The organism is Candidatus Curculioniphilus buchneri endosymbiont of Curculio glandium, assembly GCF_964275155.1.
Lineage (GTDB): Bacteria > Pseudomonadota > Gammaproteobacteria > Enterobacterales > Enterobacteriaceae > Curculioniphilus > Curculioniphilus buchneri.
The window spans coordinates 437,956-455,321 of sequence record NZ_OZ193413.1 but is presented as its reverse complement, the minus strand read 5'-3'; the positions used below and the strand labels follow the sequence as shown (position 1 = coordinate 455,321).

Genomic DNA, 17,366 nt, shown 5'->3' with positions numbered 1-17,366 from the left:
TAAAATTAGCAGGTAATTATTAAATGGTAAATTTTATGACAACCGAGTTGTATAAGAATTTTTAATGTATCTGTCCATTGAGTTAATGGCGCATCCCATCGTTCTGCTAATATAGCACAGGTGATCTTCTGGTCATAGTAACTGGAAGAAGTAGTAGTATTGCTGAAATTAAGTAAATTGAGAGCTACTAGTAACGGTTGTAAGCTAGGGTTAAAAGCAGCGTTTTCCGCATAACGTCCCGAAAATAAAAGATTATTTTGAGTTTGTAATACAATAGCGCTATGACTTTGACTATAAGGTGCATAACTTTGTCTGGAGTTATGAATTACTTCTGTAACTAATGGATCATCAAAAGTTGGAAAACATAACCTCTGCTGATCATCAAGTTGATATTCATGGTCTACCCATCCTATAGGTGTAAATTGATAGTCAATATCATCAAATAGAAGATGTTGAACGTTAAGATCGTGAGGTCCAAATCCGTTAGGAAAATAATCTGATAGCATAGCCGAAGGATGTTTGAATATACATAGTTTTAGATCAGTACTGCTGTTTAATTCATTTAAAAATTGTCGACAATAACCACATGGTACATAACTTACTGTCAATGTTTGTATACGTTTTTCTCCTCGTAACCAAGCATGTATTATCGCACTTTGCTCTGCATGCAGAGTATTTTGCATCGATCCGCCAAGGCATTCTATGTTTGCTCCAAAATAAAGATTACCACTAATGCCGCATGCAATAGCACCTACATTGAAATGAGAAAACGGAGTAATTGCATAAGCAGCTGCTAAAGGCAGAAGAGCGAGACATAGAGCATCTTTATTTAAATTACTAATCTGCATAATTTGATTTATTTGTTCGGCACTGAACCAACCAGAAAAGTTCTGTTGACTTAAAAAGGGTACAATGATCTTTTGTAAAAAAGGATCGATGGTGGATAGTACCGACATCAAACGATGATTAATCACTTAAGATACCTCCCTCCTATTAATATAAATAGTCACTTTGCATTTTATTGAATATAGATAATATAATACATTAAAACTAAGTATTTCATGAGATTGAATTATATTCACTCAGTGAAAAAATAAAATTGCTTCCAGAAGCATAACGTAATATTGTGGTTCACTACTATATGAGTATAAATTATAAGTAATAAATCTTTTGCAAAACGACATTACTCATTTTCCGAAATCATTTCGATTAGCTAAATCATTATCATTCAAGATATGTAATAAATTTGAATAGAGCACTGTGTTAAATTGTGCTTGATTTACTTAAAAAGTATTATAAGTCTATTATATTACTAGAATGATTGAAAAGAATATAACAATATATTAAAATTAACATATCTTCTTTCTTTTTATTATTTACAACATAAATATTCAATTTATTAACATTAAATAATCTTATTGTATAATATTGAATTATATTTATTTGTATCATCGTAACTAATTAAAGTCGGCTTGATAACGATCAAGCCATGACTCCAATTTACCTCGTTATCTATTTTGAATCGATTCTATTCGAAATAGATTTGAAATTTTTGTGTTGACAATATGTAAAATAGAAACTAACGAAGATAATATTCTTTTATGAAAAAATTTATTAACTAATTAATAATTATATAATTTTAATATTTTAAATAATACTATCTAAAATCAAAATTTTATTTATATAAAAATTTTTATAAATTTAAACTGATATTTAAGTTATAAATAACTTACTTAAATGATCATGCAATTTCAATTTGTCAATAACTTGTACATTTACTTCTTACAATGCTATATAAATAAACATAAATTCATCTCTATATAAATCATTTCAAATCATTTAAAACATTATGCGTTTTTACAGTTGTAAAAATAAAAAAATAAAAAATAATAATTACTGACATACAGCATTGATACGTTGATATAAATCGACAGAAATCACACTGGTTGGCAATGTCAAACGACATTGACATAATGTTTTACCAACATGTTGAACTTCTAATAGCATATTTGGAACAGCATTCGGGATAAACGCTCTACCCTGTTGATCAATTACAGTAATAAATTGTCCTTGAACATCGAAAATACCAGCTCCATACGGTAAAGGCTGTCCATAAATATCGACAATATTCATTAAAACTTGCCGATTATGAATTACATCAAAATTAATTTTTTCAACAGCCCCACGCGCTACTTTAACTTCCTGAAAAGCATTTCCAACATCAATATTTCTATTTAAACTACGAGTATTTACTTGCACATTAGAATGGGAATAACTATTCAATGAAGGTAAAACAGCATAACCACGCCAATCTGTTCTAACAGAACCTGAAGGTGTGTTTATTTTCACACCTGCTTGATCGTCTACGTGAGCTATTCCAAAAGTATCTGAAATACGATAAGGTGATAAAGTAATTCCATTAGAATGGACCACCACCCCTCCACTAGCCCATAATGAACTGTAAACACGATGATGATATTTAGAATATTTTTTAAAACAAGCAGTTGTATTAATTTGACTAATACAAGTGATATAATCAATACTACCAGCTACTGTATTCAAGTTGTGAGAAAAATTCTGTTCAGCAAAAACACTCAATACTCTATTTTGGTTCATTCGATTTTTGTAACAAAAATTAACTTTACTATTACGTTGAGAACTACTTAGATAACCATCTAAATTACGACCATACCCTAATGGTATATTCAACGAAATATATAATCGATTATAAGACATACTTGCTTTTTGCTTAATATGTTCTAGACTAATATTAATAAAAGTCTGATACATTTGATGGGTCCACCCTCCACGCCAACAATTTTCTACATTTTCAATTGAAAATGCTGGAGTGTATGTCCATGAAAAGAATAAATTACCTAGTTTATTTAAAAAATGCAGGCCTGCATTAAATTGATTACGGCTTCGCTTACAAATTGATTGGACATCTTTTTTATAAAAATCATACAATTCATAATATCCTGCTGTTTTATAAGTTGCACTAAAGTTAGCAGTTAACCGCTTAGCCAAATTGTTATTCAGAACGGTAGATAACATCATACCCTTGTGGCGAAGATTAAAATTTTGTGCTAATTTTCCATGAAATTTCAATGAATTTTTATTAAAAGGACGAACATGGATACTAAAAGCTCCAGCACGATAAGAAGATGCACTCAACATACCGGCATTTAAAATAAAATGAGGGGAAAAGGTCCAACTTACAGCCATACTTCCGAGTAAAGAAAAAGTGTCGTTTTGTATCTTCGGCAGGCCTATTCCAAAATAGTAATTAGATATAACCTCATTATTTCCTGATGATAGGAACTGAGAAGCTGGGACGGTAAATTGGCGATGTTTTCCAATATTATCAATAATGGTAATTATTAAATCAGTATGCCTATTCAATAAAAACAATCCCTTCAGTTTAAATTGGCCTCCCGGGACAACGCCCCTATAGATTAAAACACCTAATTGCCTGACTTCTAAAATAGAAAAAGAATCAACGATTCCTTCAACAAACCCAGCGCCACTTCGATAAGTTTTAAGTGTACTTTCAGGAAATATTTGTAATCCTAGAATCTGTTCGCTACCAAAAAGCAAATTAGACAAATGAATTTGCCCCACTTGCAATATTGTTTTAGCATTAGTAATGCTACGTTGAACATAGGCAGCTTGATGTGATATTTTACTTTGCTTATTAAGTTGTATCAGCGCTTGTCGGCTACGAAAAATCCACCCATGAATATTAAATCCCACTTCAGAGCTAAAATGTGTGAACTGTTGTTCTGCCGCTCTACCTAATGAATGCATATATTGCATATCATAATTTAATATTCCCGCACTACCACCATGTTTCCAATAATTTTCGTTTATAGTTTTTTCAGAAATTTCTTGAAAAGGCAAGATTAAATCAATGCTTCCCATACTAGGATTAAGTAATATTTTTGTTTTTGACCAAGTATGTTTTAAATCGGAAGACGAATTTTTTTTAGAAAATTTATTAGGATAAACTGAAGCGAAAAAAGTCCGAAAATTTTCGTCAAAACATAATTGTCCTTCTTCATCAAATCGAACTTTTACTCGGCCATATGTTTTTCCGTTCACAGATAGAATAACAGTTGTTTCACCCGGGAAAAATTGAGATTTATGGCGAAAAAAATTTCCTACTTTTGGATCAATACCTCGTTCAGACATTAATGCAACATCAAATGTTACATCACAATTTTCATTAATAGATGCCGCTAAGCTTAAATTAAGCCAATCAACTACAATGAATAAAATAATAATCCACATCTAACAATTTTTACTAAGTTTTTATATTCAAAACATTCTTTATGACACTAAAGAAACATCATAATTTTCCACAGAAAATCCCCAAGTAGTAGTTGGAAAAAAACGTATTTGGTTAACCACTATCTTAGATAAGATTTTATCTTCTTTATAAATCAATACCAATGTTTGTTCAGGTAAAATATATGATTGAGGTAATACCCAATAAATTTGATCTGGAAATGTAACGACATCTTGCCCTAGTCTTACAACATAAGGTGACGGATTGTTAACGGTAAGTATTTGTCCATTAAAACTCCAAATTAAATGTTTCCATGGAGCTTCATCTGTTATTAACCCACTGGGTCGAATAATTACTGGCACATTTTGCCGCAATACCATATGAACAGTGCTTTGGTATCTTTTCTGTGGTGGAATGCTCTCGAATATAACTCTTTCCATATGTTCAGTTTTAAGAGGATCTTTATTAGTTAGTATAAAACGTACTCGTTGAATTTTTCCGGGTTCAATACGAGCAACAGGTGGAGCAATAGACAACATTGTCTCAATATCCCTATTTTTATTTATTGCATTTTGTAATGTCGTTAATAATAACACGGGATAATTATCAGTATTCCGAATATTAATTGCTCCTTCACCATCTTTTTCTTCTACGATTACCACTGGTACTTCAGGTACTGCCCCTGCGGCACAAACATAAGTTATAACAGATAAAAAACAGCATATCACATAAGTAATGTGAAATATAAAACAATGCATATTTTAATCTTCCACGTTAAATTTGAGAAACCGTTCGTCCAAGAAAATACGGAATAATATTAATAACCATTTATAATCACAAATAGATTAATTCTAGTATAGTTAAACCATCCAAATTAATAGGCTTCGTTAGATTGAATTCTGAAATTTGATTAATATAAGCTTGAATATTAAAAGTTCCTGACAAGACAGTAAAAGCCATAGGATTAATGCTACTATTTTTGGTCCAAGACATTAAAAAAGGATACTTTTTAAAAAGAGAAGTATTTCCGTCTTCTTTTTTAATCCAAAAACTTTCTGAATCTTTTTTTTCTATAAATTCTATTGAATTACCATCTACCATGAGATTTTTTATTGACAAACTATAACCGCCAATTTTTTTATTTCCATCTAATCCTAATCCTACAACATAATGCCCATTCTCTCGGTTAATTCCTTCAGGAGCTATAGTGCCATAACTTCCGATTTCAGTAGATCCCGCTGCTGTGTTAGGCCGACCATTCATAGCTCTGATTGCTACTCTTGTTGGTGCATCACAAGTAATAGCAAAATCTAATTGTTTATCGGGTAATTGAGTTAATGTATCTTTATTTAAAGATGTAGGAGAAATCACTCCATAATCAACAATACCACCATTAGTTAATGTAATTTTACAAGAAGATGGGGTAATAGTACCAATTACTTTAACATCAACATTATGGGCTAAAGTAATATTAGGTATTATATTTATAATAATTAGCGTAAGAACGATTTTTTTTACTAATTTAAAGTTCATTACATATTTCCTTTTATATTTTAGTCTAATTTAACTATGATGTTACTTAAGATTAATTTACTTATTTTCATGGAAAATAAATAACATATATTTGAAATATTTTTTCAAACCTTTACATAAATAAAACTTAGTAATGTAAGATCTACTTAATTGTCAGTATAATCTAAAACCGTAATTTATAGTAATTATTTTAAATCGTCATTTAAATATAACTATTAAAATATTGATTTTTTTAAAATATGAACTTTTTAAAAATTCATTTTTTTGTGTATCAAAATTTATTAATTTTAAATTTTCTTTCGTCTTCATAAATGTGTATCAATTACATATTAAAATATAATATTATCAAAATAACTAAATAATATACATTACATATGGCAACTAATTTTAATTTTATTCAACAAAACGTATTATTAAATAATGTAAGAATAAAAATGTTTTTAGTAAAAAATAAAATATTTAAATTTTTTAAAAACACATACTTTTATTATTAATAATAAAAGTATGTTTTTGTTAGTATAGTAATTTATTAAATGTCTTTTTTCTCTAAAGACTTCTGATAAAATGAAAAACAAAAAATATTTAAAATACAACAGTAAATGTATTACTTATTAATAAATAATACATTATAATTGATATATTGTATTCTAACATATCAGTTATTATATATATTTTATATGGTTACTATCATTGTTAAAATATGTTAATATTATCACAGCAGATCTAATGATTAAAAGCTAAAAAAATGTTAATAATTTTAAGATTATCTAGTATGGATGATAAGTTCTTATAAAACTAATATACATTAAAATATAACTATATTAGTGCATCATTATGATCAAAAATTAATGTTTCTATTAAAATAAAAAAGGCCTTTAAAACCGCAGTCGAAGATTACTTAAAATCAAAACAATAGTAATTAAATAAAAATAGCTTGTACCCCTTTTGTTTGTTATAGTGCATATGAAACATTGAGATAATGCATCATGGAATTCTCATTCCACCATAATGACTATTTTATTACTTAAAATAAGATATCAATATTGACAACATGTATAACATGCATGAAAAAAATCAAAATATTTATTTTTTGAATACAATGTGACCGGTTCTTTTAAAAAAGATTGAGGTTAACAATATTGTTCTGTTTAATCAATTTTCGTTGAAAGAATTTATTCAACTTTTTCCTTAACAGAACAATCTAAAGTTATTTTTAGTAAAAAAATTTTATTAGCTTATTGTCAAGATATTAAGTATAAAATTTAAATAACACTCTCCGATAAAAAGATAAAATAATTTTATAAAAATAGAGTTATTATACTTAAATTTAAAGTAAATATATCATTCAAGTAATATGAATTAGTCATTTCAATGTCAAGGATAAATTATGTGTAATACAGCATGATGATATCAATATTTAGAATAGAATTCTAGTTAATATGTACTGCTAATATTATGTTGAGTTTATAATTTAAAATTATCTTTATATCAGAACCATATTTATTTAAAATATTAGGCAACATTATAGCGATAATCTATTAATGAATAGATATTTTCTATTGAGGCAATGATTTTAATCATCAAATATTATTTCTTAATTTTCTAAATATTTTATGAGCTATATTTATTGATTATAAAGATAGACACATTACATAGACAGCTAGAGTCACAATGTTAATACTGTCCATATATTAGTATCTTTTTTCTATTAAAATAAGAAAATTTTCGTATAATATGTTGTTATGCGCACTAATATTATATTAGTTCATTACATGAATTTCTTTTTTTAAAAAAGTGAACTACGTTATCATCATTTAAACATAAAAATCATGATAATTCGTGTCAGTTTTCTTTTTGTATTGTCTACAATCCTGTGATTGTAAGTTTTTCGACTGTGTTTGTTAGGAATTAGCATAAATCGATATATCAATTTATGAAGAAATTGAACTTTTATATGTAATAAAGACATATTTATGTTGTAGTCAAACTAATTATGTTGGAATTACAGTTAAAGACAGTATGATCCTATCGCTAAATTAAATTTATTTTTTAATTTTAGTAATTTTTAATCTAATATTATTAATAATATTATCGAATTCATTAAAAATGAAAGTAAGAGTTCCGTGTATGATTGTACTTCTTATTATTTATTAATAATTAAAAAATTACTCTAAGTTAGAAACATAAATTTCCATTAATAAATGGCTAGGGTGTTATTACTTATTACTTTCATAAGGAAATTATGTTTCCTTGTATAATCTTAGATATTTCTATAAACTGATTTTTCTAAATTTGAAAATTATAAAAGTAATTATTAGATTACAGATATAGATTTTTATCTAAAAACAATCTTATTAAATAGTACTAGACTAAAATGTTAAAATATATCAAAATTATAAATAAAATTATTATTAAATTTTATGAAAAATTTAATTAATTTAGGTATAAATGTGTCTTGTGTACATATTCTTAAGCTTATTTAAAATAACTATTTTTAATTTAAAAATTCAAATTAATTACTCAGTTTTTTTGAATATGTAAGAAAGTAGTGATATAAATGCTTTGATTTTCAGATTTAATGAAAATTTGTCATTGTTACGATATCAATCGCATAATACTATTTATAGTGGTAATGCTAAATACGAATGCTAAACTATTTTAGTTAATATTAAGCTTACATAAACTTAAGTCAGTTCAATTAAACTATTTGAATATAGAAGATTCATGAAAATTATTGTTTTAATTTTAAAATTCACAGTAATAATAAAAATTATTTTTGTTTCGATGGTGTCATAATTTTATATAAAATAAAATTATTTTACTTAGAATAAAGACAATGATGATTGTATTCAATTACTTACTTTATTGACAATTTTCGAAAAAAATAGAAACTATGATTTAATATCAGCATCCAATTTTAGATTAGTTTATTTATTGACACTAACAATATATCAGTATTATTAATGCTATATAATTGATATAAAATATATCCTTATAATTACAGGATTATTTTATTCATTTTTAATATATTAATGGCAGTGATAATATATAGCTTATATAATTTTCTAAAGAAAATTGTACTAATACTATTCATGTTAAGATAAATACTATATTTAATAACTATTGGTTATATACTGTTTATATTTTAAAAATTAATAACATAATTTTTATTGTGTCTAATCCAATATTCTATTGTTGTGTATGATATAATTTTAGTGCAATTTATAATAATCAGCTAACTGATCCATCTTTATCAATTCGACTAGCTATTACTCCTTTTTGATTGTAGTATTTAGCATTTTTACGCCGATTGTAAGGCCGAGATACTGGACTGCTTAGGAGTTCAAAACTTAATGCTCCTATCAGCATGCCAGGACGTAATGCCAACGGTAATTTTCCTGAATTTAAGCACTCCAAAACAATCCACCCCTGCCAACCGGGATCAATGCGATGTGCAGTAGCATGGACCATTAAACCAAGACGTGCTAACGAGGAACGACCATCTAACCAGCCAACTAAGTTGTTGGGCAAACTTATTGATTCTAATGTTGTTGCTAACACTAATTCTCCCGGTTGTAGAAAAAAAGGTTCATCTTTCGTCAACTGGATTTCATCGCTCATAATACAATTCATGATTTTAGAAATTTCATCCTTGGGCCCACTTAAATCTATATAAGCAGCAGTATGATCGAGAAATACACGGAACTGATTACCTAATCGAACGTCAACTGTAACTCCATTAATCCATTCTACTGATGGACGTGGTAAAATAGTTAAATAACCTTTATCAAGGTACAGTTCAATATCATGATCGCATAGTCTCATTTTATTTTCTCTATAAAGTCATACGACAGGGTTATATACCACTATGTTGCTACATAATTATATATTCATAAATACCGTATAAGATTTTTTAATATGAAAAATTTCAATTTTTATTACATTCAAGTATGATCTAATTTCGTTTATCATATTACCCTACCATACGATAATGACAATTTACTTTAAAGTATCAGATATACTAGTTAATACGATATTTTCTACGTCACTTCCAACTATCGCATGAAAATATATAATTAAACAATACATAAATATAAAATAATTTTTTAATTAGCATAAGTAGTCACTGATAATTGTTTGTTATTTGACATAGCTTTATTACTTTAAGTTCAAAGAACTTTAAATATTATTTAAATGTATTGTAAGATATATTTTACAATCTATATTTTTTTATAAAAAGAATATCATGTTACTTATGATTCACAGGCGTATTTAACCTGACTTCTTTGATAAATGTATAATTTATTACCTATAATTTTTGTTATCATCTTTTATTAAGCACGATCGTTATTAATATACATACGATTCATTCAATTATTAATTATGGTTAGCGAACTATTTGAATAATTTAAGATAAGTTTAAAAAAATAAAATGCTTGACATATCATGTTAATAGAAGCTATACACTATGAACCTTAAAATTTAAAAAATTAAAGGATTTTAAAGATTGACAAACAAATAACATTAAGAGATTATACGGTATGTATTAGTTAATAGCAGAATTATTTAAATTCAGAACGATGGCCATCAATTTTTACTCTTTGAGTAATTTGTTACATTACAAATTTAAAATTCATCTATCATATTTGATAGATGAATACTACATAAGTATATTTATCTATCTATTATAAATGATAGTTGATTTCTAGCTTAAATTTATTAAACATTAGCAATATATTCAATTATTTGTTTGTTAAAAACCTCATATTTTACTATGAACATATTCAATAAAGTATATATAATTGGAATTTTATGTTTTGAGTCAAATGTATTAGTTAAATGATAATAGATTCATTCTATGTCATATCTTTATTAAGATGGCTCAGTGATATTGAATTTTGTACAACTTTAAAAATTATATGATTAATTAACATATTACCATCAATATATTGTTGAATATGGAAGGTATTATATCCAATTTAAATTAAAAACATATTTTATAAAAATATTCATAAAATACATTTATTATAAAATATGCGAATCGACAAAAAGTAGATAATATTATCCGAACATTTTTTACATAGTTTAATAGTTTAATAGTGTTATTAAACACTTATATTGCATTAATGGAAAAGTTTATTGCTATATTTATATTACTAATCATATATGGTAATTATATTAAACGACATTTTTCTACAATAAAATGACTTACTGATATGTAAGATATTAATTTTTAAAAGGATTGGCATCCTACTCATTTAGCTTTAAATAATAATATTAACTTAATATTATAATTTTGATATGTTAAGTTATCTATAATAGCAATAATTTGACTGAAAATTAAAAGATAACAAACTGTCCATGTAAATATACTTGCATTACTAGTAAAATTATACTGTTTAATGGTGTTTAAAATTTTATAAAATATTATATGACTTTGAAAGAACATATTAAGAATATAAAAGATATTGTATATCTCTAATAACAATAGTTACCTTGATCTCAATCATTTCATTAAATCAATGTTTAATAATAACATTGATTTAATGTGTCATATATAGACATACTAAATTTAGTATGCTTTTCCATAGATTTAATGCAGTGTTTTATGCCATTGTTAGTAAGTTACACGGTATATACTATAGTAATATAATATACTGTTTTAACACGCATAATATTTATGTTACAAATTATAAAATTTTGTATTAACGTAAACTAAATACGATTTTATACTAAACATGCTACATTCTATAATTTAATTATGAATATGTTTATAATGTTGTAATAAACATTATTAATATTTCTAATTATCTAATCTAAATTAGCCTGCAATCTGATCATCCATGAATATGTAATCGATAAAATTCGTGATTAGATCATGAACATAATCATGAGTACATATGATTATTATATGAAACAATCTATATAAATTTTATTATCGTATCATGTCCCGTAAACATTGATATATACATATAAGTTGTTCATTCTTGATTCTATCAGTGTAAATGCCGCATGATAACTAAACTAAAATATTTAGTAGTATTCTTTGTTTGTAGCACCATTCGTAATCAAGTTAATTTTCCTATTCAATAAAAAGAAATATTGAAATTACTTTAAAATAAATATAGTATACTCTTACTAAGTTAGTAAAAGTAAAATGAGTGTAAATAGTATATTTGTTAAAATTGTATCTTTTAAATGAAAAAATAAACTTTCATTATTTTATGTTTCTGTCAATTGATGCATTGCATAAAGAATAAAATAATATTTTTCAAAAATGCAGAATATAATCATAATTAATAGATATTGTATATTTATCTAATGTTGTAAACTATTTTACTATCAAATATTTAAGTATTTACAAGATATAAATTTAATCCAAGATAGATTGGTTTTGATAGAAAGATTGTATCAATATAAAGTTTTTAGTATACGTTAATTTTGTATATTTCATATTACTTAATGATTCAAAGTATTTTGAATAAATGGCATTAAGTATCCATTATTAATATAGACAATACACTGGTTTTATGGGTTCAATTGCAAATAAAATGTTAGTAACATGCGCTTTACCTTATGCTAATGGTTCCATTCATCTTGGCCACATGCTTGAACATATTCAGGCAGACATTTGGGTTCGTTATCAAAGAATGAGAGGTAAGCAGATTTATTTTATTTGTGCAGATGATGCACACGGTGCTCCTGTTATGTTAAAAGCACAACAGTTAGGGATTTCACCAGAAACATTAATACGTAAAATGAATCTAGAACATCAAAAAGATTTTTCTGGATTCTACATCAGCTATGATAATTATCATTCAACTCATAGCAAAGAAAACCGAGCATTGTTAATGCTAGTTTATAATCGGCTAAAAAAAAATGGTTTTATTAAATCACGCACCATTTATCAACTCTATGATCCTGAAATAAATATGTTTTTGCCCGATCGATTTATTACAGGAATTTGTCCAACATGTCATGCATCTAATCAGTACGGTGATAATTGTGAGATTTGCAGTGCTACTTATAATTCAACTGATCTGATTAATCCAAAGTCGGCGGTTTCTGGTGCAATTCCAATAATAAGAAAAACAAAGCATTTTTTCTTTGACTTGCCCGTTTTTAGCGATATGCTCCATCAATGGATACATTCTGGTACATTGCAAGATCCAGTAGCTAATAAAATGAAAGAGTGGTTTGATGCTGGATTGAAGCAATGGGACATTTCACGCGATGCACCTTATTTTGGATTCGAAATACCCGATGAACTAGAAAAATATTTTTATGTTTGGTTAGATGCACCAATTGGTTATATGAGTTCATTTAAAAATCTTTGCCAAAAAAAAGGCAATATTTGCTTTGAAGAATTTTGGAATGTAGATTCCAAAGTCGATCTTTATCATTTTATTGGCAAAGATATCGTTTATTTTCATGGTCTATTTTGGCCCGCTATTCTAGAAGGAAGCCAGTTCCGTAAACCGACTAACTTATTAGTCCACGGTTATGTAACCGTCAATGGCGCTAAGATGTCAAAATCTCGCGGTACTTTCATAAAGGCTAGTGCTTATTTAGCACATTTAGATGCAGATTACTTACGGTATTATTATGCTGCAAAACTTTCATCTAGAATCGATGATATCGATCTTAATTTAGAAGATTTTGTACAACGAGTTAATGCTGATCTTATCAATAAAGTAGTTAATCTAGCGTCGCGTAGTGCCAGCTTCATCAATAAACGCTTTGATGGACATTTATCGGCTATTACCAACTTAACATTGTATCAAAAATTTATTCACACCTCAGCTTCAATTAGTGTAGCATTTGAAAATCGAGATACTAACCGTGCCATTCGTGAAATTATGATGCTAACAGATCTAGCAAATCGTTATATGGACGAACAAGCACCTTGGGTATTAGCAAAACAAAAAAATTGCGATCAAGATGTGCAAAATATTTGTTCAATGGGTATTCAATTTTTCCGAATATTAATGATTTATTTAAAACCAGTACTTCCTTCTCTTGCAATCCGAGCAGAATCTTTTTTAAATATGCCACTTAGTTGGGATTCCATAAATCAACCGTTAGTAGAAGCACATCAAATTAGTCCATTTAAAGTATTGCTGAATCGTATTGAGATGACACAAGTACAGGCTATAATCAACGATTCGCAACAAGTATAAAAATCTCTCCTCATCATCAATACAGTCGAGTTGATTTTTTATCAAATTCAACAAGATCACTAAATTATAAAATCTAAATTAAAATAGATGAAATTCTTAACTATGTTTTTAGGTCAAATAGGCATGAGAATTATTCATTCATATGTGAAGTAGCATGATTAAATTAAATGTCATATTAACTAATATATTACTAACGAAATAAGTTAGTTATCGTAATTTAGTGCGAATTAGCTAGTTTGTTTAACTTTTTTAACTATAACTTTAAAATTAAATGGCAACAACTTTAAATCAATACTATTACTTGACATGGTCATTTATTGTATCAGTAATATTACATGTTTTTTTTAGTATAGGATTTCTGTATCGCACAATTTCTCCGTGTCAGCCTATGACAATTATACAACAACCTATGGTTGTTATATTTCCAGTGACCCATTTTCACAAGAATACTATTGAGCAAGTTTCCACACTAGATTGTAATAAATATAAGCATCAATATAAACATAAACATCAAAATTCGACAACATTAAATTTAAAATCTAATCAGTACCATGAAAATAAACCACAATTTATAAAAAATAAAATAAAATCTCCTATATTTTCTGATATTAATACATCCACCAATCGATCATCAACTAGCACATCTACTACTCATGCTCACACTTGTACCAGTGATAATATAACAAAAAAAATTAATCTAATGCCAAAGATCATTAGTCGTATCAATCCTATCTATCCATCTTGGGCAAAAGCTCTCGGATTGGAAGGATTAGTCAAAATTATGTTTGATATTAATGCTGAAGGTAGAATTGAAAACATAAGGATATTATCTTCGCAACCAAAAAATACTTTTGAGAAAAACATTCGTTTAGCTATGCGTACTTGGAAATATGAACCCGGTAAAATTACAAAAAATTTAACAATCAACTTTAAATTTTATCTTAAGAATTTTAATAATACGGAATAAAAATAATAAAAATTTTAGTTAACATTTTAAAAGAAATAACTCGTTCCTCATAGCATTCTACTAAATCCATCTAGTCAAAAAAATACTACTTTAATAAATTAACTTACTGACCATTTTATTATACGATAACAATAAAAGCTGCGATATATAAGATTACTGATTTTCTAACAAGCTATACTTTTACGAAAATTTAGTATTATATTAATGGACAATCATGACAATATTGAGTAAATTCTTTCCTTAATTCTAATTTCTTTTTGACCCAAACGATTTTTACAACAGTATGTTACTACTTTGTTTAATATTCCATTCGTTCTAAAAAATGATACCTAATATTAACTTGTATAATGTACATTTTTATCTATTGTTATCATGATAATAATCAACATCAATTACAACACTACAAGAAAATAAATAAAAATGTTAGTTTTGTATAGTAAAAATCTTTAAAATCCCATATGTTTTAGAAATGAAAAAAGTTTATTTAAATATGGGACTATGTCAACAATATAAAAAATTATATCAAGTGATATTTGAAGTATTTTTATACTTTATTTGAAATAAATAATATTTTTATTTACAAAACATCGAATGAGTGGACTGACTAAAAAATTAATTTATTAGAAGAGTTATAGAGGATATTATATATAATAAGCAATTTCTATTTTATAAGTTTTTCATTTTAAAAATATAACATTAGCAAATTTAACAGTTTTTCTAAGATAGAAAATGATTAATAAAATTCCTCTACTATTCGATGATGCAGAATAAATTTGTAAAATCAAAAATCATTAGTTTAACGATAGTGTAATGAGTACTATTAGTTTAATCAAAAAATAAAAATTTCTATAAATTTAACGAAGTAACATGTAAAGACGATAGAGATAAATAAGCAACAAAGAAGATATTAAATTACTTAAATAATTTAATAATATTGATGCTAATGCAGTTGAAACAAAAAAATATTGATTTTCTAAAAGAAATATTACCGTTTTAGCTAATATCCAAAATGATACAGCTGGAGCTAGTAACCAAATGTTTTTAAATGCTAAGATACCGCTTATGGTCATTGACCTAATCACGCCTACATTATTATTGCTCGTAACAATGACTGGTGCTAGACTAAAAGAAATCGAAAAAAAAATTCCTGGCAGAATAAGAAATAAAAAACCAATCTGAATTAATAAAGTCGTTAGAAAAACTAAAAGTAACATTCGCGGGAAAGAAGATATTGACAAAGTTAGTATACGCAATATATTTACAGGTTGTAAAGTAGATATAAGATGAATCATAGTTAGTAGACTACCAATTAATAGAACGTTACCAACTAAATTGGAAATAGTACTGGCAGCAGAAGCTTTTAACAAAATGTTTTGTTGTTCTTTGGATAAATTTTTAATAAATTGATGTAAGTTAATTTTAGAAGTATGCTGTACATTACTATTGTCTCTGAGCTCAAATAATTGTTCTCTGCTTGGTGACAATATATGTCCAAGAAAGGTGCTTATTATCACTACTATCATTGATAGTAAAAGTATACTAACACATTGATTACGAAAAAAGTTTAGCATATCTCGACATAAAGTGCTTACCATAATTGGCATAGAAAAGGATCCTTAAAATTATCATCATTAAATATTAACCTGCTATTATTGTACCGTTTTGAATATATATACGTCTATTACCTAATATGCCATATTGTCGAATTATGCTCAGAAGAAATTATTATTTTATCAATATACTAATAATAAAAATGATATTAATAAGATTATGACATTGAATTTCTGATGAACATTATATGAATACTGCCATCTACTTGTTAAATATAATAAATGTTTAACAAAAATATAAAATAACCTATCATAAAGTTTAGTTATAAACTATAACATCATGATTTTAAAGTCATATTCCATGAATATGCTACTTTTTAAAATTTGAAAAATTTGATTTTTAAGTTATTACAATTATTTAATATACATACAAGCAATAAGTAACTTCTATTTTTAAATAGGTTGTCATAGTTTAAACAAAATAAACTATTTATTTAAACAGTATAAATTATACTAAATTACTCATAAGTAATATATGACAAATATTTTTTACATTATAGTGTTTTATTTTCTTTTCAGTTTCATACTTTAATAAAAATAAACTTTTTATGACTAGTACTTTCATATTGTAACAAAAGGAGATAAAAAATAGCATTTTCTTATCATCGAATAAAAATTATAACATTTTCATTAACTCCTGTATTTACATCAAAGCATTTTGACAATCTATATTGTCAGAAATTAAGTCTTAGAGTTTTAAACTAGATATGTAGTATTTGAGTGCTCAAGATATTTTCAATACTAATAATCATATTATACTAAATGAAAAATCGATGACTTTAATATAA

The 17,366-nt window shown here is 26.3% G+C and carries 7 protein-coding genes and 1 pseudogene; 2 read left to right on the top strand and 6 right to left on the bottom strand.

The window, feature by feature from the left end; all coding sequences use genetic code 11:
- Positions 1 to 5: 5 nt before the first annotated feature.
- The 5 genes from cdd to dcd all read right to left on the bottom strand — a co-directional run bounded on the left by cdd (position 6) and on the right by dcd (position 9,646).
- Positions 6 to 971, bottom strand: coding sequence for a cytidine deaminase (cdd, locus tag ACICP0_RS01320; RefSeq protein ID WP_395480232.1), 966 nt, complete (start codon positions 969 to 971; stop codon positions 6 to 8).
- Between the two features lie 922 nt (positions 972 to 1,893).
- Complete coding sequence (locus ACICP0_RS01315) at positions 1,894 to 4,290, bottom strand: fimbria/pilus outer membrane usher protein (protein ID WP_395480150.1); 2,397 nt, start codon at positions 4,288 to 4,290, stop codon at positions 1,894 to 1,896.
- A gap of 39 nt (positions 4,291 to 4,329) precedes the next feature.
- A complete protein-coding gene (locus tag ACICP0_RS01310; RefSeq protein ID WP_395480149.1) occupies positions 4,330 to 5,046 on the bottom strand; it encodes a fimbria/pilus chaperone family protein in 717 nt (238 codons plus the stop codon).
- Between the two features lie 76 nt (positions 5,047 to 5,122).
- Positions 5,123 to 5,821: a DUF1120 domain-containing protein gene (locus ACICP0_RS01305; protein WP_395480148.1), complete on the bottom strand. Its 699-nt coding sequence runs from the start codon at positions 5,819 to 5,821 to the stop codon at positions 5,123 to 5,125.
- A gap of 3,231 nt (positions 5,822 to 9,052) precedes the next feature.
- Positions 9,053 to 9,646: a dCTP deaminase gene (dcd, locus tag ACICP0_RS01300; RefSeq protein ID WP_395480147.1), complete on the bottom strand. Its 594-nt coding sequence runs from the start codon at positions 9,644 to 9,646 to the stop codon at positions 9,053 to 9,055.
- A 2,705-nt stretch (positions 9,647 to 12,351) separates the two neighbouring features.
- On the opposite strand from dcd, the pseudogene metG reads away from it, so the two are divergent.
- Positions 12,352 to 13,995: pseudogene (metG, locus tag ACICP0_RS01295) on the top strand (methionine--tRNA ligase); the annotation flags it as partial.
- Between the two features lie 394 nt (positions 13,996 to 14,389).
- Complete coding sequence (locus tag ACICP0_RS01290; RefSeq protein ID WP_395480146.1) at positions 14,390 to 14,968, top strand: TonB family protein; 579 nt, start codon at positions 14,390 to 14,392, stop codon at positions 14,966 to 14,968.
- A gap of 854 nt (positions 14,969 to 15,822) precedes the next feature.
- Here ACICP0_RS01290 and ACICP0_RS01285 read toward each other — a convergent pair.
- Positions 15,823 to 16,572 (bottom strand): YciC family protein, encoded by a 750-nt coding sequence (locus tag ACICP0_RS01285; RefSeq protein ID WP_395480145.1) that lies wholly within the window; start codon positions 16,570 to 16,572, stop codon positions 15,823 to 15,825.
- Positions 16,573 to 17,366 lie beyond the last annotated feature (794 nt).